The following is a 17,965-nucleotide window of genomic DNA, read 5'->3' as shown; positions in this document are numbered from 1 at the left end:
CGTGGCCCACACGGGACCGGCCGGCGCGGGCCCGGGAGGGGACCCCGCCCCCGGACGCGGCGGGACCGTGGTCGGCGCGGGCCCGGCCGGCGCGGGACCCGGAGGGGGCGGCGGTGCGGTCGGTGCCGGGCCCGCCGGGGCCGGGCCCGTCGGCGTCGGGTCCGTCGGCGTCGGGTCCGCCGGGGTCGGCGGGTCCGTCGGGGTCGGCGGGTCCGTCGGGAGGGTCAGGAAGAGGCCCGCCCGCAGGCGCTCCGGCCGGTCCCCGATCGCCCCGCGGTTCGCCTCGTAGAGGGCCCGCCACCCGCCCCGCACCCGCCTCTTGCGCGCGATCGCGTCCAGCGTCTCCCCGACCCGCACCACGTGCACCCGCCCCGCCAGCCCGTACCGCTTCGCGCACACCGGCCACGCCCCCCACCCCTGGGCGCCGAGCAGTTCCTCGGCCACCAGGATCTGCTGCTCCCGGCTCGCCAGGTCCGCCCGCGCCGCGTGGGCGAGGCCCCCGTACTCCTCCCACGTCGGCTGCCGGAACTGCAGCCCCCCGTAGAAGCCGTTCCCGGTGTTCACCGCCCACCGCCCGCCGCTCTCGCAGTCGGCGACGCAGTCCCACGGCCACTGCCCGCCCGGACCGCAGTCCCCCGGCCCGCGCCCGGCCGCCACGCCCGGCGGACCGGGCGCCGGGGGCGGCGGCACGGCGGCGGCGCCGGCCCGGACGGCACCACCGGCGCCGGAGGCACTCACGGCACCGGCCGGCACGGGTACGAGCACCAGCACGGCCACGGCGGCGGCAGCCGACACGGCACGCCGGAGGCGGAGTTCGGGCATCGGGTCACGCTACGCGGCCCCCTCCCCGCGCCCGGCCCGCCACGCGGCGCTCCCCCGCGCCCCACCCGGACGGACGCCCGCCGACCCCTCCCGGAAGCGGCCAGCGGCGACCATCAACTGGGCACAAACAAACAACAGTTGACACCAAAGGGAAGCGCCGCTCGCCGGGTTCACTCCTTCGGGTGGCCGGTTCGATTCCGTTCCCTCAAACGGCGTGACCCCGGCGACCGCTGCTCCGTTGTGCCCGGCGAGCCGGGAACCCCCCGGCCTCCGCACGAATGAGGAGCCACCCCGTGCCGCGCATGCTCGACGTCAGTCTTGAGGTACGTGCCGAGATCGGTGACGAAGAAGCCGACAGGCTGCTCACCGGCGACGATGCCCCGCGCAGTTACGACTGCACCTCCTGCCGCACCCCCGGCGACCCCGAGACCGACCCCACGAGCACGGTGCTGTTCGTCGGCGAGGAGACCGCGGTGCTGGCCTTCGCCCACGCCGGCTGCATCCCCTCCCAGGTGGTCACGGTCTCCGAGGAGCAGCTCCAGGGCGCCGTCCGCAGCATCACCGGCGACAGCCCCGCCCCGGAGGCCGCCGACGCCCCGCACGCCGTTCCCGGCGGCCAGGCCGTCCTCGGGATCACCAGCGGCCTGGTCCTGATCCGCGGCGAGCTGCACCCGGCCCTGGTCGTCGAGCCGACCGCGCCGATCGCCCGCCCCGGCACCACCGGCCCCGGCGACGACTTCCTGCCTCTCCTCATCGAGCAGGGCTTCATCCCCGTCACGGACACCAACGAGGTCCCCTCCGTGCTCCCGGGCTGGTCCGTGCTCCTGGCCGGAGGCCAGCTGCACGCCGTGCTCCAGCCCGGCGCCGAGGGCGGCCCGCAGGTGGCGTGGTGGCAGGCGCACCAGGCCCTGAGCGTCACCGACGGCTGGCGGGCCGCCGTCAACAAGACCCAGCGCGTGCTCATCTACGCCGCCCCGGTCGGCTCCATCGGCCAGCAGCCCCGCGAGGACCTGCTCCGCGACGCCCTGGACAAGGCCGCGAGCAACGGCAAGCTGGTCGCCGCCGCGATGCCTCTCGCCGGAGCTCCGGGCGCCTGACCCGCCCTTCCCTCCCCATCCCGGAACCACCGCCCACCCCGCCCGCTGGGGCCGGGCGGTATGCGCCGGGGGTGCGCGGTCCGTCCCGCGCACCCCCGGCGATCTGCGTTTTCCGTCCCGTCACCCCGCATCCGCAGGGCCCCGGGTTCGTTGGCTGATACGTGCATTCATACGACCCCTCCCGCGCCCCGTCCTATCCGAGCAGCGTCCCCCCGATGCGCCCCGCACGGGACCGGGACGTCCCCCCGGCCGCTTCGCACACCCCGATCTACGACACGCTCTGCTCGGAGTACATGCGCGCCTTCCGGGCGCTGCCGGGCGACCGCAGCGGCGAGGAGCACCTCGGCTTCACCGCGTTCTCGTACGGCTCCTCGTACCCCATGGTCCCGTACGGCGGCTCCTACACCGGCAGCCCGTACGGGAGCGGCTGGAACGGTTCCGCATGGCAGCAGAGCGAGCCCTGGCAGCCCTCGTACCCGCCCGTACCGGCCCCGCAGCCCTCCTACGCCCACGCCGCCGCCTCCGGATACGCCGGCGGGCGGCAGCACCAGACCGGGATGCAGCACATCCCGGCGGCCCTGCCGCCCGCTCCGCGCCGGGGATACTGACCCCGGCGGCGACCCGCTACTTCTTCTTCTTGTACTGGGCGCCGCGCTTCTCGCGCACCCGCACCGAGATGTGGATCGGGGTGCCCTCGAAGCCGAACTCCTCGCGCAGACGGCGCTCGATGAAGCGCCGGTAGCCGTGCTCCAGGAAGCCGGAGGCGAAGAGGACGAACCGCGGCGGCTTGCTGCCCGCCTGGGTACCGAACAGGATGCGGGGCTGCTTTCCGCCGCGGATCGGGTGCGGGTGCGCCGCGACGACCTCGCCGAGGAAGGCGTTCAGCCGGCCGGTGGGGACGCGCGTCTCCCAGCCCGCGAGGGCGGTCTCGATCGCGGGGACCAGCTTCTCCATGTGGCGGCCGGTCAGCGCGGAGACGTTGACCCGGGGCGCCCAGGAGACCTGCTGCATCTCGGTCTCGATCTCGCGTTCGAGGTAGTAGCGGCGCTCCTCGTCGAGCTCGTCCCACTTGTTGTACGCGATCACGATCGCGCGGCCCGCCTCGACGGCCATGGTGATGATGCGCTGGTCCTGGACGCTGATCTGCTCGGTCGTGTCGATCAGGATGACCGCGACCTCCGCCTTCTCGACGGCGGCGGCCGTGCGCAGGGAGGCGTAGTAGTCGGCGCCCTGCTGCAGGTGCACCTTCTTGCGGATGCCCGCGGTGTCCACGAACTTCCAGGTGACGCCGCCGAGCTCGATCAGCTCGTCGACCGGGTCGCGGGTGGTGCCGGCCAGCTCGTTGACGACGACGCGGTCCTCGCGGGCGACCTTGTTCAGGAGCGAGGACTTGCCGACGTTCGGGCGGCCGATCAGGGCGATGCGGCGGGGGCCGCCGAGGGCGGCGCCGCCGAAGGTCTGCTCGGGGGCCTCCGGCAGGGCCTCCAGGACCGCGTCGAGCATGTCGCCCGTACCGCGGCCGTGGAGGGAGGAGACCGGGTGCGGCTGGCCGAGACCCAGCGACCACAGGGAGGCCGCGTCGGCCTCGCCGCTCTGGCCGTCGACCTTGTTGGCGCAGAGCACGACGGGCTTGCCGGCCCGGCGCAGCAGCCTGACGACGGCCTCGTCGGTGTCGGTGGCGCCGACCTTGGCGTCGACGACGAAGACGACCGCGTCGGCGGCCTCGATGGCGTACTCGGCCTGGGCGGCGACGGAGGCGTCGATGCCGAGGACGTCCTGCTCCCAGCCGCCGGTGTCGACGACCTTGAAGCGGCGACCGGCCCACTCGGCCTCGTAGGTCACACGGTCGCGGGTGACGCCCGGCTTGTCCTCCACGACGGCCTCGCGGCGGCCGATGATGCGGTTCACCAGGGTCGACTTGCCCACGTTCGGGCGGCCCACGACGGCGAGGACGGGCAGCGGGCCGTGTCCGGCCGCCTCGATCGCGCCTTCGACATCCTCGATGTCGAAGCCTTCCTCCGCGGCGAGCTCCATGAACTCCGCGTACTCGGCGTCGCCAAGTGCTCCGTGGTCGTGCTGGTCGTTCATGAAGTCCGTTCCTCGTCGTTCGTGGTGATCGGTGGCATCCGCGCAGCGCGGGTCCACTACTAGGTCAAGTCTCGCTCAGCGGCCGGTGAGGCGCTTGGCGTCGGCCAGGTGGGCGGTCAGCCGTCCCTGGATGCGTTCGGTGGCCTGGTCCAGCGCGGTGCGCGTACGCCGCCCGGTGCCGTCCCCGGCGTCGAAGGCGGAGCCGAAGACGACGTCCACCCGGCTCTTCAGTGGCGGCAGGCCCTTGACGAGCCGCCCCCGGGCCTCGGTGCTGCCGAGGACCGCGACGGGCACGATCGGGGCGCCGCTGCGGACCGCGAAGTACGCGAGCCCGGCGCGCAGGGAGGCGAAGTCGCCCTCGCCGCGGGTGCCCTCGGGGAAGATCCCCAGGGCGCCGCCCCGCTCCAGCACCCCGAGCGCGTGGGTGATGGCGGTGCGGTCCGTGCCGGTCCGGTCCACCTTCACCTGGCCGATCCCCTGCAGGAAGGGACCGAGGGGGCCGATGTAGGCCTCCTTCTTGATCAGGAAGTGCAGGGGCCGGGGCGCGGTGCCCATGACCATGGGGCCGTCTATGTTGTGGGCGTGGTTCACGGCCAGGATGACGGGGCCGGAGGCGGGCACCTTCCAGGCGCCCAGTACGCGCGGCTTCCACAGCCCGTACATGAGCCCGATGCCGATGCGCCTGCCGACCGCCGCACCCTTGAGGGAGGGCGTACCGCTCACCTGTCCCGCCGTTCCGTGCCGCCGGTCGCGCTCCGCCGCTCTTCGACCAGGGTCACGACGCACTCGATGACCTGGTCGAGGGTGAGCTCGGTGGTGTCCACCTCCACGGCGTCGCCGGCCTTGGCCAGCGGGGAGGTCTTGCGGCCGGAGTCGGCCGCGTCGCGCTTGATCAGGGCTTCCTTGGTGGCCGCGAGGTCCGTGGCCTCCTTGCCGCGCAGCTCGCCGCTGCGGCGGGCCGCGCGGGCCTCGGCGGAGGCCGTCAGGAAGATCTTGAGGTCGGCGTCGGGCAGGACGGTGGTGCCGATGTCGCGGCCCTCGACCACGATGCCCTCGGCCTCCCGGGCCGCCTCGACGGCGATGGAGCGCTGGAGCTCGGTGATCAGGGTCCGCACCTCGGGGACGGCGCTGACGGCGCTGACCTTGGAGGTGACCTCCCGGGTGCGGATCGGGCCGGAGGCGTCCAGGCCGTCGACGGTGATGGTGGGCGCGGCCGGATCCGTACCGGACACGAGGGCGGGCTTGCCCGCCGCGACGGCGATGGCCTGCGGGTCGTCGGTGTCGACACCGTTGGTGATCATCCACCAGGTGATGGCCCGGTACTGGGCGCCGGTGTCCAGGTAGCGCAGCCCGAGCTTGGCGGCCACGGCCTTGGAGGTGCTGGACTTGCCCGTGCCGGAGGGACCGTCGATGGCGACGATCACGGCGGACTGAGCGGCGGTTTCCACGGTGCGGGCACCTTCCTGGTTGCGCGTACGTGTCCGGGCGCGCCAAGAGCGCCCCTCCCCCAGGTTACCGGCCCCCGGCGCCCCCTGACTCCGCCGCGTCCCCGCCCCGTGCGGAGGCGGGACGGACGGGGGGTGCCGGGGGGCCCGGTGCGACTACTGCTGGCGCAGGGCCCAGCCCCGCTCGCGCAGCTCGGCGGTCAGGCCGGCGACGGCGCGGGGCTCCACCATGAGCTGCACCAGACCGGCCTGCTGGCCCGTGGCGTGCTCGATCCGCACGTCCTCGATGTTGACCCCGGCCCGGCCCGCGTCGGCGAAGATCCGCGCCAGCTCGCCGGGCTGGTCGCTGATGAACACCCCGACCGTCTCGTAGGCCGTGGGGGCGGCGCCGTGCTTGCCGGGGACCCGGACCCGGCCGGCGTTTCCGCGCCGCAGGACGTCCTCGATGCCCTCGGCCCCGCCCCGGCGCTTGGCCTCGTCGGCCGACTGGAGTCCGCGCAGGGCCTCGACGGTCTCCTCCAGGTCGGCGGCGATCCCGGCCAGGACGTCGGCCACCGGCCCCGGGTTCGCCGAGAGGATCTCCACCCACATGCGGGGGTCGGAGGCCGCGATCCGGGTTACGTCGCGGATGCCCTGTCCGCACAGGCGCACGGCGGTCTCGTCCGCCTCCTCCAGGCGTGCGGCGACCATGCTCGAAACGAGCTGCGGGGTGTGGGACACCAGGGCGACCGCCCGGTCGTGCGCGTCGGCGTCCATCACGACGGGGACGGCCCGGCACAGCGCGACCAGTTCCAGTGCCAGGTTCAGCACCTCGTGGTCGGTGTCGCGGGTGGGCGTGAGCACCCAGGGGCGCCCTTCGAAGAGGTCGGCGGTGGCGGCCAGCGGCCCGGAACGTTCCTTGCCGGCCATGGGGTGGGTGCCGATGTACGCGGAGGTGTCGGCGCCGAGGGCGGCCAGCTCCCGGCGGGGCCCGCCCTTGACGCTGGCCACGTCCACGTAGGCGCGGGCGAGCCCGCGTCCGATCGCGTCGGCCAGGGCCGCGGCGACGTGGGCCGGGGGGACGGCGACGATCGCGAGGTCGACCTGCCCCTCGGGGGCGTCGTCGCTGCCGGCGCCGAGGGCGGCGGCGGTACGGGCCTGCGCCGGGTCGTGGTCGACCAGGTGGACGGCGATGCCGCGGGCGGTCAGGGCGAGCGCCGCGGAGGTGCCGATCAGTCCGGTTCCGATGACGACGGCGGTTCTCACGGGGCGCTCCAGGGTGATCGCGTGACGGCGGGTCCTGACTCAGGGTAGCCACCCGGTGCGCGGCGAGGGCCCGGCGGCCGGACCGTGGGACGGCGGCCGGGTCCCGGCGGGGCCCGCTACAGGTTCTGCGCCCTGATGATGTCCTCCAGCGAGCCGGAGGGGATCGACCCCTCGGGGCTCAGTTTGTCGACGGCCTGCGGCAGGGACCGCGCGATCTGGTCGGCGGCCTGTTCGGGGCTGACGCCGGCCTGTTCGGCGGCCTTGCGCAGGGTCCCGTCCGGCAGCGCCTCGGCGATCTGCGAGCCGCTGACGGGCTGGTTCTCCCCGGTACCGAGCCAGGACTGTGCCTGGTCGGCGAGGCCGGACCTGGTCAGCATGTCCATGAGCCCGCCGAGGGGGTTGTTCCCGCCGCCGCCACCGGCATGGCCGTTGCCGCCGCCGAGGGCCCCGAGCAGCGCGCCGAGGATGTCGCCCGCGCCGCCGCCCTGACCGCCCTGACCGCCACCGCCGAGGAGTCCGCCGAGCAGGGAGCCGAGGTCATTGCCCGCCATGGTCACGCCTTTCGCAGAGGGACCGGGCCGCGCGCAGGCGTCACACCCGACTTGAAGACACGGACAATGTCACCCGTATCAGGGCATGTCGCCACCTGACGCACGCCCTTCGGCGCCCCCTGCGGTAGAACCACCGGCATGATCTTCCACATCGTCCCGCTCGCCGACTGGAGCGCCGCGCCCGAGCTCCCGTACGCCCCGCCCTCGCTGGCCTCGGAGGGATTCGTGCACTGTTCTGCGGACCGCCCGACCGCCCTCGCCATCGTGGAGGCCCGCTACCGGAACACGCCCGGCACCCTGCTCGCCGTGGAGCTCGACGAGGCGGCCCTGACCGCCGAGGTCCGCCGGGAGTCCGGTTCCGACGGCCGCTACCCCCACGTGTACGGGCCGTTGAACCGGGACGCCGCGGTACGCGTGTGGGAGGTGGTACGCGTCCCGGACGGCCCTGCGGACCTTCGCCCGCGGCAGTAGTGCGGGGTGGAGCGGAACCGCAGGGTGTGGCGGGCTTCTCCCGGAGCCCGGCACGCGCCAGGATGCTGCTCGCCATCCCGGCCCCCCATCGAGGAGTCCCCATGACCGACACCCATCCGATGAGCGACACCGCGTCCGCCGCCCGCCGCACGGTACTGGCGGCGGGCGCGGCCGCCCTCGCCGGCAGCACGCTCGCCGCCTGCGGCGGTGGCGGCGGCGGCACGGAGAAGCCCGCCCAGGACTCCGGCAGCGCGCCGAACGCCGCGCAGTCCCCCGGCGAGGCCTCCGGCTCCGCCGCGGGCAAGGTCCTGATGAAGTCCTCGTCGGAGATCCCGGTCGGCGGTGGCGTCGTGCTCAAGGAGCAGAAGCTGGTGGTGACCCAGCCGACGGCCGGGTCCTTCCGCTGCTTCTCCGCGGTGTGCACGCACCAGGGCTGCCTCGTGAACAAGCCCGAGAACGGCCTGATGCACTGCCCGTGCCACGGCAGCGAGTTCCAGGCCTCGGACGGCGCGGTGGCCAAGGGCCCGGCCACCCGGCCGCTCCCGGAGAAGAAGATCACCGTGGCGTCCGACGGTGTAATCTCGCTCGCCTAGCGCGGCCCGGGGCGCCTAACCTCCCCGGATGGACGACCTCACCCTGGTACGGGACCACACGATCTACGCCTGCGTGATGGGCTCCCGTGCCTTCGGGCTGGCGACGGAGGCGAGCGACACCGACCGGCGCGGTGTCTTCCTCGCCCCCACCCCGCTGTTCTGGCGGTTCGAGAAGCCGCCGACGCACGTGGAGGGGCCCCGGGAGGAGGAGTTCTCCTGGGAGCTGGAACGCTTCTGCGAACTGGCCCTGCGCGCCAACCCGAACATCCTGGAGTGCCTGCACTCCCCCCTGGTCGAACGGCTCACCCCGGCCGGCGAGGAACTCCTCTCCCTGCGCGGGGCGTTCCTCTCCCGCCGGGCCCACACCAGCTTCAGCCGCTACGCCGCCTCCCAGCACGGCAAGCTCCTCGCGGACGTCCGCCGGCACGGCGCCCCGCGCTGGAAGCACGCCATGCACCTGCTGCGCCTGCTGATCTCCTGCCGCGACCTGCTGCGCACCGGCCGCCTGACGATCGGGGCGGGCCCGGACCGCGAGGGCCTCCTCGCGGTCAAGCGCGGCGAGCGGACCTGGGAGGAGGTCGACGCCTGGATGGCCCGCCTCACGGAGGAGACCGACACGGCCCTCACCACGACCCCGCTCCCCGCGGAGCCGGACCTCGCCCGCGTGACGGACTACCTCCACCGCACCCGCCGCGCCTCGGCCGCCTAGCCGGACCCCGCCGCCCGGTCATCCCACCAGCGGCTCGCGGCACCGGACCACGAACGCGTCGAGCACGGGTCACGCGTCCCAGAGGGTGCCGAAGGACAGGAGCTCGTCGCGGTACTCGATGCGGCCCTCCCAGTCCCGGGGCCAGACGTCCGCGCCGAGGTGGGCGCCCGCGAAGGCGCCGGCCAGGCAGGCGATCGAGTCGGAGTCGCCCGCCGTGCAGGCGGCGCGGCGCAGCGCGAGGAGGGGTTCGTCGGGGAAGAGGAGAAAGCAGTGCAGGGCGGTGGCCAGGGCCTCCTCGGCGATCCAGCCCTCACCGGTGGCCAGGCAGGGGTCGGTTTCCGGGGAAGGGGCCCGCAGGGCCGCCGCTAGGCGGTCCAGGACGGCCAGGCAGTCGTCCCAGCCCCGGGCGATGAAGGACTCCGGCGAGGCGTCGCAGGCGGTGCGCATCCAGAGGTCGCCGAGCCAGCGCTCGTGGTAGCGGGTGCGGTTCTCCAGGGCGTACGAGCGCAGCCGTCCGACCAGGCCCGTCACCTCGGTGCCCTGCGCGAGCAGGTACACGGCGCGGGCCGTCAGGTCGGAGGCGGCGAGGGCGGTGGGGTGGCCGTGGGTGAGGGCGGACTGGAGCTGGGCGGCGCCCGCACGTTCCTCCTCCGTCCAGCCGGGGACCAGCCCGACCGGCACCACGCGCATGTTCGCACCGCAGCCCTTGGAGCCGGTCTGGCTGGCGTCGCGCCAGTCCCGCTCCGGGTGGTCGAGGAGGCTGCAGGCCACCATGCAGGTGCGGCCGGGGGCCCGGTTGTTCTCCGGGGAGTGGTACCAGTCGACGAACTCCTCGCGGACCGGCCGGGCGAGCCGCAGCGGACCGACCGGGCCGCGTTCGGCGGCGGTGCGCATGCCCCGGGCCAGCGCCAGGGTCATCTGGGTGTCGTCGGTGACGACGGCGGGGCGGGGCAGGGCCATCTGCCGCCACGGCCCGGTCTTGGCCAGGATGGACGGCACGTCGTTGAACTCGGTCGGGAAGCCGAGGGCGTCGCCGAGGGCGAGGCCGATCAGGGCGCCGGTGGCGGGGCGCTTGTCCGCTATCGGGCGGGGCGGCGTCGGGCTGGTCATCGGGCGGGGCCTTCCGTGGGGCGGAGCAGGGGCGGGTGCAGGGCGGTCGCCGGTCCCGCCCGGTAGAGCGCGGCGGGTTTTCCGCGGCCGCCGGTCAGGCGGGCGGCGCCGGGGACGGCCTCGACGAAGCCGGGCGTGGCGAGGACCTTGCGGCGGAAGTTGGGGCGGTCCAGGGCGGTGCCCCAGACGGTCTCGTACACGGCCCGGAGCTCCCCGAGGGTGAACTCGGGCGGGCAGAAGGCGGTGGCCAGGCAGGTGTACTCCAGCTTGGAGCCCACCCGCTCCCGCGCGTCCGCCAGGATCCGCGCGTGGTCGAAGGCCGGCTCCGTCACCTCCCCGACGGGGACCCAGCTCGCCCGGTCGGCGTCCCCGCCGCCCTCCGCGGCCGGTTCGGGCATGTCGGGGACCAGCGCGGTGAAGGCCACCGAGACGACCCGCATGCGGGGGTCCCGGTCGGGTTCGCTGTAGGTGCGCAGCTGTTCCAGGTGGAGGGAGGCGACCAGGGAGGGGGCCAGGCCCGTCTCCTCGGCGAGTTCTCGGCGGGCCGCGGTCTCGGCGGACTCGCGCGGCAGGACGAAGCCGCCGGGCAGGGCCCAGGCGCCCGCGTACGGTTCCTGCCCGCGCCGGATCAGCAGGACGTGCAGGACGCCGCCGCGCACGGTGAGGACGGCGAGGTCGACGGTCACCGCGAACGGCTCGAAGGCGTACGGGTCGTAGGGCGCGGGCCCGTCCGGCCCCGGCTTCCCGGTGTCACCCGCGCCCGCGCTCATCGCCGCTCCGGGAGGGGGGCCGCGAACTGCCAGCCTTCCTCCAGCAGGGTGTCGACCGCTGCCACGGCCGTCTCCAGCCGGGTGCGCCGGTCCCCGCTCACGACCAGGAAACGCCTTCCGGTGCGCGCGAGTTCCCGCCGGAACCGGCCGGTCATCCACGGTCTCAGCTGCGGTCCGTCGCGCAGCCCGTCGTCCTCGAAGGGCACTCCGGCGTCGTCCGTCAGCAGGTACAGGTCACGCCGGGTCAGCTCGGCGATCTTCTCGACCTCCCGGCTGCGCCCGCCCGTGTACCGCTCGTGCCAGATGCCGGTCGCGAAGGAGTCGGTGTCGCAGAACAGCACCGGCGAGCCCAGCCGGGCCGCCCGTTCCTCCGCCGCGTCCTGGCGGCGGGCGATCACCGGGAACTCCTGCGAGGTGAAGGCCACGTCCGTCCAGGAGGCGGCCGGGTCCGCCGCGCGGGCGGCGGCGAGCTTCTCCTCGCTGTACTCGCGCCCGTACTCGGCGACCCAGCCGGTCTTCGCCCACACCCCGCCGCGCCGCCGGTAGTGCGCGGCCAGTTCGCGGGAGAGGGTGGTGGTCCCGGTGGACTCGGCGCCGAGGACCACCACCCGCCGGGTCAGGGCGGCCCGTACGGCCGGTCCCAGGAACTCCCAGCATCCGGCCGGGTCCGCGCGCACGGCCGTCCCCGAGACCGGGAACAGGGTGCGCGCCGGGTCCACGCAGACCTCCTCGGCACCGAACCGCCGCGCGAGCTCGGTCCCGTAGGCCTCGGAGGTGAAGACGGCGTCCACGCGCCGGCCCACCGCGCTGCGGAAGATCGCCATGTGCGCCTCCCAGACGGCCGGGTCGTGCAGGTCCACGGGGACGTCGTCCACCGCGCCGACCACCTCGGCGCCGGGGTGCGCCTCGCGCATCCAGGCCACCCGGTCGGCGAGCGGCACCGACTCCACGGAGGCGGCGCACACCAGCACGGTGAGCCGCTCGCACTGGTCCTGGGCGGTGCGCACCAGGTGGTGGTGTCCGGCGTGCGGCGGGTAGAACTTGCCCAGCACCAGCCCGTGCCGGTAGCGCTTGCCGCCGCTCACGCCGCCGCCCCCACTGCCGTACGGGCGCCGGTCGCCGGGAGGGTGCGCCGCCAGCCGACCAGGCCGGCCACGCACAGGGCGAGGAAGCCGACGTACAGGACCGAGGTCAGGTACAGGCCCTTGTAGGCGTAGAGCGGGATGTAGACGAGGTCGGCGGCGATCCACAGCCACCAGGACTCCAGGAGCTTGCGGCACTGCCCGTAGGTGGCCATGAGCGAGAGCCCGGTGGTGAGGGCGTCGGCGAAGGGGACGGTGGAGTCACTGACCCCGCCCAGCAGCAGGGTCAGCCCGGCGACCCCCACCGCCCCCGCCGCGAGCAGCCAGGCCCATTCGGTGGCCGTGGTGCGGCGCACCGGCAGGGCTCCGGCGGTTCCTGGTCCACCCCCGTGGGTCCAGGACCACCAGCCGTACGCGGCGAGGGCGATGAAGACGACCTGCAGCCCGGCGTCGGCGTAGAGGCCGGACTGCGCGAAGAGCACGATGAAGAAGACGTTGTTGGCGATGCCGACCGGCCAGTTGGCGATGTGCTGCCGGGCCACGAGGACGACGCACACGGCTCCGGTGACGAAGCCGAGCACCTCGGTCCAGCTGGTACTCCACCCCATGGCTGTTGCCCCACTTCCTTTAATAGTCACTCTGACTATAAACAGGATCGGGGGTCCCGGACAAGACGGAAGCCCGCGGCGCCTGGGGGCGTCGCGGGCTTCCGGTGTACTGCGGGGTCCTACGGGGTCCTACAGACCGACCTCGCGCATCAGCATGCCGACCTCGGTGTTGGTCAGGCGGCGCAGCCAGCCCGACTTCTGGTCGCCCAGCTCGATCGGGCCGAACGAGGTGCGCACGAGCTTCTCCACCGGGAAGCCGGCCTCGGCCAGCATGCGGCGGACGATGTGCTTGCGGCCCTCGTGGAGGGTCACCTCGACCAGGTAGTTCTTGCCGAGCTGGTCGACGACGCGGAAGTGGTCGGCCCGCGCGTAGCCGTCCTCCAGCTCGATGCCGTCCTTGAGCTTCTTGCCGATGTCACGCGGCAGCGGGCCGGTGATCGCGGCGACGTAGGTCTTCTTGACGCCGTACTTCGGGTGCGTGAGGCGGTGGGCCAGCTCACCGTGGTTGGTGAGCAGGATGATGCCCTCGGTCTCGGTGTCGAGGCGGCCGACGTGGAAGAGACGGGTCTCACGGTTGGTGACGTAGTCGCCCAGGCACTGGCGGCCGTCCGGGTCCTCCATGGTGGAGACGACGCCGGCCGGCTTGTTCAGCGCGAAGAACAGGTACGACTGGGTGGCGACGGTCAGGCCGTCCACCTTGATCTCGTCCGACGGCTTGACGCGCTTGCCCTGCTCCAGCACGATCTCGCCGTTGACCTCGACGCGCGCCTGCTCGATGAGCTCCTCGCACGCCCGGCGCGAGCCCATGCCGGCCCGGGCGAGCACCTTCTGGAGGCGCTCACCCTCCTCCTCGGCACCCGGGAAGGTCTTCGGGGTCTTGATCACGGGCTTGTCGGCGTACCGGTCGCGCACGCGCTCCTCGATGCGCGCGTCCAGCTCGCGGGGGCGGGACTGGCCGCTGCGGCTGCCGGGACCGCTGCGCGGGCCGCCGGCCCCGCCGATACCGGGCGTCCTGGAGGTCTTGGGGCCGCCCTTGGCACCGCCGCGCGCCGCCGCGCCGCGGGCGCCGCCGCCACCGGCACGGGGGCCGCTGCGGCCGTTGCGCTCGCCCTCGGGGCCGACGTCGTAGCGGCGCTCCTCGGGGCGGGGGTTGCGGGGGCGCTGGGGCGCCTGGTCGCGGTCGCGGTCGTAGCCGCCACCCTGGGACCCGCCGGAGGAGGAGCCGCCGCGGTAGCCGCCACCGCCGGAGGAGGAGCCACCGCCGGAGGAGCCGCCGCGGTAGCCGCCACCGCCGGAGGAGGAGCCACCTCGGTAGCCACCCCCGCCGGAGGAGGAGCCACCGCGGGAGTTACCGCCGCCGGAGGAGGAGCCGCCGCGGTAGCCACCGCCGGAGGAGGAGCCGCCACGGGAGTTACCGCGTCCGCCACCACCACCGCCGCCGCTGTTCCTGTTGCCGCCGCCGTTGCCGTTGCCGCTGCTTCGCATCAAAGTTCCGTCGTCTTGTCGTCTTCATCGGTATCCGGTGCGTCCGGATCGAACGACGGAACACCCTCTTGCGTCTCTGCTTCGATCGCGTCCGCCTCGGGGAGGAAGGGCGCGAGCTCCGGGAGCTCGTCCAGGCCGCGCAGGCCCATCCGCTCCAGAAAGTAGTTCGTCGTCCTGTACAGGATCGCACCTGTTTCGGGTTCCGTGCCCGCCTCGGCCACCAGACCCCGCTGCAGGAGGGTCCTCATGACCCCGTCACAGTTGACCCCGCGGACCGCCGAGACCCGGGAGCGGCTGACCGGCTGGCGGTACGCGACGACCGCCAGGGTCTCCAGGGCCGCCTGGGTGAGACGGGCCTGCTGGCCGTCCAGGACGAAGGCCTCGACGGCGGCGGCGTAGGCGGGCCGGGTGTAGAAGCGCCAGCCCCCGGCGACCTCCCGCAGCTCGAATCCGCGCCGCTGCGCCGTGTACTCGTCGGCCAGTGCCGCGAGGGCCGCGGCGACCTCGCGCGGGGCGCGCTCCAGCACCTTGGCCAGGTGCGCCACCGTCGCGGGCTCGTCGACCACCATCAGGACGGCCTCCAGGGCCCCCCTCAGGTCCAGCTCCTGCGTCGTCGTCATTCGCGTACCTCCACGACCTGGTCGAACTCGTCGGTCACCGTCGGCATCCCGTCGCCGTCCCCGCCGCTCCACCGGACCGTGAGCGTGAGCAGGGCGTCCTCCTGGTCGAGGACCACGGCCTTCTCCCGGTAGAGCTCCAGGAGGGCCAGGAAGCGGGCGACGACCGTCAGGGTGTCCGGGGCGTCCTCGGTCAGCTCCTGGAAGGTGGCCTCGCCGCGCGCCTTGAGCAGGCGGACGACGAGCCCCGCCTGTTCCCGCACGCTGACGAGGGGGGCGTGGATGTGGTCGACGTAGACCTCGGGCTTCGCCTTCGGCTGCATGGCGCGCACCGCGAGGCGGGCGAAGCCCTCGGCGCCGATGGCGATGACCACGTCGGGCAGCAGCTCGGCGTGGTGCGGTTCCAGCCCGACGGTGCGGGGGTAGCGCCTGCCCTCGTCCTCGGCACGGGTCTCGAAGATCGCGGCGATCTGCTTGTACGCCCGGTACTGGAGCAGCCGGGCGAAGAGCAGGTCCCGCGCCTCCAGCAGGGCGAGGTCGGCCTCGTCCTCCACCTCGGCGGCGGGCAGCAGGCGGGCGGCCTTGAGGTCGAGCAGGGTGGCCGCGACCACGAGGAACTCGGTCGTCTGGTCGAGGTCGCCTTCGGGGCCCATGGCGCGCAGGTGCGCCATGAACTCGTCGGTGACCTTCGACAGCGCGACCTCGGTCACGTCCAGCTTGTGCCGGGAGATCAGCTGGAGCAGCAGGTCGAAGGGGCCCTCGAAGTTCGCGAGCCGCAGGGTGAACCGCCCGTCGCCGCCCGCGGGGGCGGCCGTGGCGGCGGCCGGCCGGCGCTGCGGTCCGTCCGCACCGTCCCGCCCGGGCCCCTCCGGGAGCGTGGCGGGCCCGTCAGCGGCCCCCGGGGCCCCTGCGGCCCCATCCCCGCCCGCGGCCCGCCCGGGGCCCCCAGCGGGCTCCTCGGCGGATTCCGCCGGCTGCGGCTCCTCGGCCGCTCCTGGGCCGCGCCCCAGGCTCCGGCGGGCGGGGCGGGCGGCGGGGTGGTTCGGGGGCATCGCGGTCCAGGGTGGTACGGAGGACGGCCGGTCGGCCACGAGCAGCCTAGGCCCTGTCCGGGCGGATGTACGGGTACGCCGGGTCCGGGCGGACGACGGATCCACGGGCCACGCCCGCCGGGCGGACGTACGGCTGCACGGGGCACGCATGCGCCCGGTCCGGGCGGAGGTGCGGGCCTGCCCGCCGGGGCCCGGGGCGGACGTGCGGGCCTGCCCGCCGGGGCCCGGGGCGGACGTGCGGGCCTGCCCGTGTCCGGAGGGTCCGTGGAAGGCCTGTTCCCGCAATGGCCAGCTGCGGCGCCGCCGGGGTCCGGGGTGGATCGCCGACCGCCCGGAGGGCGTCCGGCCCCCGGGCCGGCCGACGGGATGGAACACCGTCGGGGCGGAGCCGCCGCAGGACCGCCGTCACCCGGGCCACCCGGAATCCCGGGGCGGGAACGCCGGGCGGTACCGGCAGCGCCGCGGGTGGTCAGCGGCCGCGCAGGCGGCGGACCAGGATGCTCGCATCGCCGCGGGACTCCAGGTCCGCGAGGACCACGGCCACCGCCTCGCGCACGATGCGCCCGCGGTCGACGGCGAGCCCGTGCTCCCCGCGCAGCACCAGCCGGGCGTGCTCCAGGTCCATGAGCTCCTCGGCGGAGACGTAGACCGTGATCTTCTCGTCGTGCCGTTCGCGCCCGCTGGGCCGCCGGTTCGCGCCCCGGCCCTGCCCCTTGCCGGGCCGGGGCGAGGACGCCCCGGCGGCGGTGGCAGAACCTTCCTGCGGCCTGCGCTGCGCGCCCACCGCCGGATCGCCGGCCTCCCGGCCGCCGCGTGCGTCGCCCGTCGTCCTCGTCGTGCCGTCCGCCGGTGCCGCGTGCTCCGTTCCTCCGGCCGCGGACGCCTCCTCGGCGCCCCGCCGCGGCGAGGACGACTGGAGGGCCATCCCCCCGGTCGTACGGAACAGTTCGTCCGCTCCGGGCAGACTCACTCGGCGGGACACCGGGCGAGCACCTCCCTGGCCAGCTGGCGGTAGGCGGCGGCGCCGACGGAGTTGGAGGCGTACGTGGTGATCGGCTCACCGGCGACCGTGGTCTCCGGGAAGCGCACCGTGCGGCCGATGACCGTGTGGTAGACGTGGTCGTCGAAGGCTTCGACGACGCGCGCGAGCACCTCGCGGCTGTGCACCGTACGGGAGTCGTACATCGTGGCGAGGATGCCGTCGAGCTCCAGCTCCGGGTTGAGCCGCTCCTGCACCTTCTCGATCGTCTCGGTCAGCAGCGCGACACCGCGGAGGGCGAAGAACTCGCATTCCAGCGGCACGATGACCTTGTGAGCCGCCGTCAGGGCGTTCACGGTCAGCAGGCCGAGCGAGGGCTGACAGTCGATCACGATGTAGTCGTAGTCGGCCATCAGGGGCTTGAGCGCCCGCTGCAGCGTCGACTCGCGCGCGACCTCGCTGACCAGCTGCACTTCGGCGGCGGACAGGTCGATGTTGCTCGGCAGCAGGTCCATGTTGGGGACCGCCGTCTTGAGCAGCACCTCGTCGGCCGACATGCCCCGCTCCATGAGCAGGTTGTAGACCGTCAGGTCGAGTTCCATCGGATTCACGCCGAGACCCACGGACAGCGCGCCCTGCGGGTCGAAGTCGACGAGCAGCACGCGGCGCCCGTACTCGGCGAGCGCGGCACCCAGGTTGATGGTCGACGTGGTCTTTCCCACGCCGCCCTTCTGGTTGCACATCGCGATGATCTTCGCGGGACCGTGGTCGGTCAGCGGACCCGGGATCGGGAAGTACGGCAGCGGGCGTCCGGTCGGGCCGATCCGCTCACGGCGCTGGCGGGCAGCGTCGGGGGCGAGGGTGGCCGCGTACTCGGGGTCCGGTTCGTACTCCGCGTCGGGGTCGTAGAAGTGCCCTTCGGGCACGTTGTCGTAGTCGGCGAAACCAGTGGGCTTTGCGCCGCTCAGGTCGCCGGCCCTGGAGTTCACGTCTAGGCCGTCCATGCTCTTTTGGGGCGTCGTCATGTGCTGGTGGTTTGCGAAGGTGCGGACTGCGACGGAGCCGACAGCTTCGAGCCCGGCAGGACCCTGGCCCCGCTCGGGCACGGTTGCTCGACCACCCCCAGGAGCAAATGTCGACTCATTCACAAGTCGTCTTACCTCCTCGGACGTGACCAGGACACTTATCGATAGGTCAGCGTTGCACCATGCCGACGGTTGGCGACTCTATGGCGTGTCACC

The 17,965-nt window shown here is 74.1% G+C and carries 20 protein-coding genes; 5 read left to right on the top strand and 15 right to left on the bottom strand.

What is annotated here, in order from left to right; all coding sequences use genetic code 11:
* On the bottom strand, positions 1–822 hold an 822-nt coding region (locus tag ACEPPI_RS23325; protein ID WP_373917192.1), incomplete at its 3' end, for a transglycosylase family protein.
* 293 nt (positions 823–1,115) lie between these two features.
* Between ACEPPI_RS23325 and ACEPPI_RS23320 the strand changes: the two genes are divergently transcribed.
* Together ACEPPI_RS23320 and ACEPPI_RS23315 are read left to right on the top strand one after the other, a co-directional pair.
* Positions 1,116–1,919, top strand: a complete 804-nt coding sequence (locus tag ACEPPI_RS23320; protein ID WP_373917191.1) for a hypothetical protein — start codon at positions 1,116–1,118, stop codon at positions 1,917–1,919.
* A 215-nt stretch (positions 1,920–2,134) separates the two neighbouring features.
* Positions 2,135–2,527: a hypothetical protein gene (locus tag ACEPPI_RS23315; protein ID WP_373917190.1), complete on the top strand. Its 393-nt coding sequence runs from the start codon at positions 2,135–2,137 to the stop codon at positions 2,525–2,527.
* 16 nt (positions 2,528–2,543) lie between these two features.
* On the opposite strand, the gene der is transcribed toward ACEPPI_RS23315, so the two are convergent.
* The 5 genes from der to ACEPPI_RS23290 all read right to left on the bottom strand — a co-directional run bounded on the left by der (position 2,544) and on the right by ACEPPI_RS23290 (position 7,248).
* Positions 2,544–4,007: a ribosome biogenesis GTPase Der gene (gene der, locus ACEPPI_RS23310; protein WP_356214659.1), complete on the bottom strand. Its 1,464-nt coding sequence runs from the start codon at positions 4,005–4,007 to the stop codon at positions 2,544–2,546.
* A 75-nt stretch (positions 4,008–4,082) separates the two neighbouring features.
* On the bottom strand, positions 4,083–4,670 hold the full coding sequence (locus ACEPPI_RS23305; RefSeq protein WP_373917195.1) for a lysophospholipid acyltransferase family protein: 588 nt from the start codon (positions 4,668–4,670) through the stop codon (positions 4,083–4,085).
* Positions 4,671–4,726: 56 nt separating this feature from the next.
* The gene (gene cmk / locus ACEPPI_RS23300) at positions 4,727–5,455 is read right to left on the bottom strand and encodes a (d)CMP kinase (RefSeq protein WP_373917189.1); all 729 of its coding nucleotides are present in this window, start codon (positions 5,453–5,455) and stop codon (positions 4,727–4,729) included.
* A 153-nt stretch (positions 5,456–5,608) separates the two neighbouring features.
* On the bottom strand, positions 5,609–6,697 hold the full coding sequence (locus tag ACEPPI_RS23295) for a prephenate dehydrogenase (RefSeq protein WP_266838283.1): 1,089 nt from the start codon (positions 6,695–6,697) through the stop codon (positions 5,609–5,611).
* A gap of 116 nt (positions 6,698–6,813) precedes the next feature.
* Positions 6,814–7,248 (bottom strand): YidB family protein, encoded by a 435-nt coding sequence (locus ACEPPI_RS23290; RefSeq protein WP_373917188.1) that lies wholly within the window; start codon positions 7,246–7,248, stop codon positions 6,814–6,816.
* A 138-nt stretch (positions 7,249–7,386) separates the two neighbouring features.
* Here ACEPPI_RS23290 and ACEPPI_RS23285 point away from each other — a divergent pair, with 138 nt between their 5' ends.
* From ACEPPI_RS23285 to ACEPPI_RS23275, 3 genes are all read left to right on the top strand, one after another.
* Positions 7,387–7,719 carry a DUF952 domain-containing protein gene (locus ACEPPI_RS23285; protein WP_373917187.1) on the top strand — a complete coding sequence of 111 codons (333 nt, stop codon included), beginning with the start codon at positions 7,387–7,389 and terminating at the stop codon, positions 7,717–7,719.
* A 101-nt stretch (positions 7,720–7,820) separates the two neighbouring features.
* Positions 7,821–8,312, top strand: coding sequence for a Rieske (2Fe-2S) protein (locus ACEPPI_RS23280; protein ID WP_373917186.1), 492 nt, complete (start codon positions 7,821–7,823; stop codon positions 8,310–8,312).
* A gap of 28 nt (positions 8,313–8,340) precedes the next feature.
* Complete coding sequence (locus ACEPPI_RS23275) at positions 8,341–9,021, top strand: DNA polymerase beta superfamily protein (RefSeq protein WP_373917185.1); 681 nt, start codon at positions 8,341–8,343, stop codon at positions 9,019–9,021.
* Positions 9,022–9,090: 69 nt separating this feature from the next.
* Here the strand turns inward: ACEPPI_RS23275 and ACEPPI_RS23270 are convergent, their stop codons facing one another.
* From ACEPPI_RS23270 to ACEPPI_RS23230, 9 genes are all read right to left on the bottom strand, one after another.
* Positions 9,091–10,131 (bottom strand): ADP-ribosylglycohydrolase family protein, encoded by a 1,041-nt coding sequence (locus ACEPPI_RS23270; RefSeq protein ID WP_373917184.1) that lies wholly within the window; start codon positions 10,129–10,131, stop codon positions 9,091–9,093.
* Positions 10,128–10,901 carry an NUDIX domain-containing protein gene (locus ACEPPI_RS23265; RefSeq protein ID WP_373917183.1) on the bottom strand — a complete coding sequence of 258 codons (774 nt, stop codon included), beginning with the start codon at positions 10,899–10,901 and terminating at the stop codon, positions 10,128–10,130. Before ACEPPI_RS23265 ends, ACEPPI_RS23270 begins: the two co-directional genes overlap by 4 nt.
* Positions 10,898–11,986 carry an AAA family ATPase gene (locus tag ACEPPI_RS23260; RefSeq protein ID WP_373917181.1) on the bottom strand — a complete coding sequence of 363 codons (1,089 nt, stop codon included), beginning with the start codon at positions 11,984–11,986 and terminating at the stop codon, positions 10,898–10,900. The genes ACEPPI_RS23265 and ACEPPI_RS23260 overlap by 4 nt, the downstream gene beginning before the upstream one ends.
* Complete coding sequence (gene pnuC / locus ACEPPI_RS23255; RefSeq protein ID WP_373917180.1) at positions 11,983–12,591, bottom strand: nicotinamide riboside transporter PnuC; 609 nt, start codon at positions 12,589–12,591, stop codon at positions 11,983–11,985. The genes ACEPPI_RS23260 and pnuC overlap by 4 nt, the downstream gene beginning before the upstream one ends.
* Positions 12,592–12,720: 129 nt before the next feature.
* A complete protein-coding gene (locus ACEPPI_RS23250; protein WP_373917179.1) occupies positions 12,721–14,076 on the bottom strand; it encodes a pseudouridine synthase in 1,356 nt (451 codons plus the stop codon).
* Positions 14,076–14,696, bottom strand: a complete 621-nt coding sequence (scpB, locus tag ACEPPI_RS23245) for an SMC-Scp complex subunit ScpB (RefSeq protein ID WP_373917178.1) — start codon at positions 14,694–14,696, stop codon at positions 14,076–14,078. The genes ACEPPI_RS23250 and scpB overlap by 1 nt, the downstream gene beginning before the upstream one ends.
* The gene (locus ACEPPI_RS23240; protein ID WP_373917176.1) at positions 14,693–15,745 is read right to left on the bottom strand and encodes a ScpA family protein; all 1,053 of its coding nucleotides are present in this window, start codon (positions 15,743–15,745) and stop codon (positions 14,693–14,695) included. Before ACEPPI_RS23240 ends, scpB begins: the two co-directional genes overlap by 4 nt.
* A 469-nt stretch (positions 15,746–16,214) precedes the next feature.
* Positions 16,215–16,727, bottom strand: coding sequence for a hypothetical protein (locus ACEPPI_RS23235; protein WP_373917175.1), 513 nt, complete (start codon positions 16,725–16,727; stop codon positions 16,215–16,217).
* Positions 16,712–17,830, bottom strand: a complete 1,119-nt coding sequence (locus ACEPPI_RS23230) for a ParA family protein (protein WP_266838295.1) — start codon at positions 17,828–17,830, stop codon at positions 16,712–16,714. Before ACEPPI_RS23230 ends, ACEPPI_RS23235 begins: the two co-directional genes overlap by 16 nt.
* Positions 17,831–17,965: the final 135 nt, after the last annotated feature.

The sequence above is a fragment of the Streptomyces sp. AB3(2024) genome (genome assembly GCF_041862025.1).
GTDB lineage: Bacteria > Actinomycetota > Actinomycetes > Streptomycetales > Streptomycetaceae > Streptomyces.
This window is presented reverse-complemented; position numbering and strand designations above follow the sequence as displayed.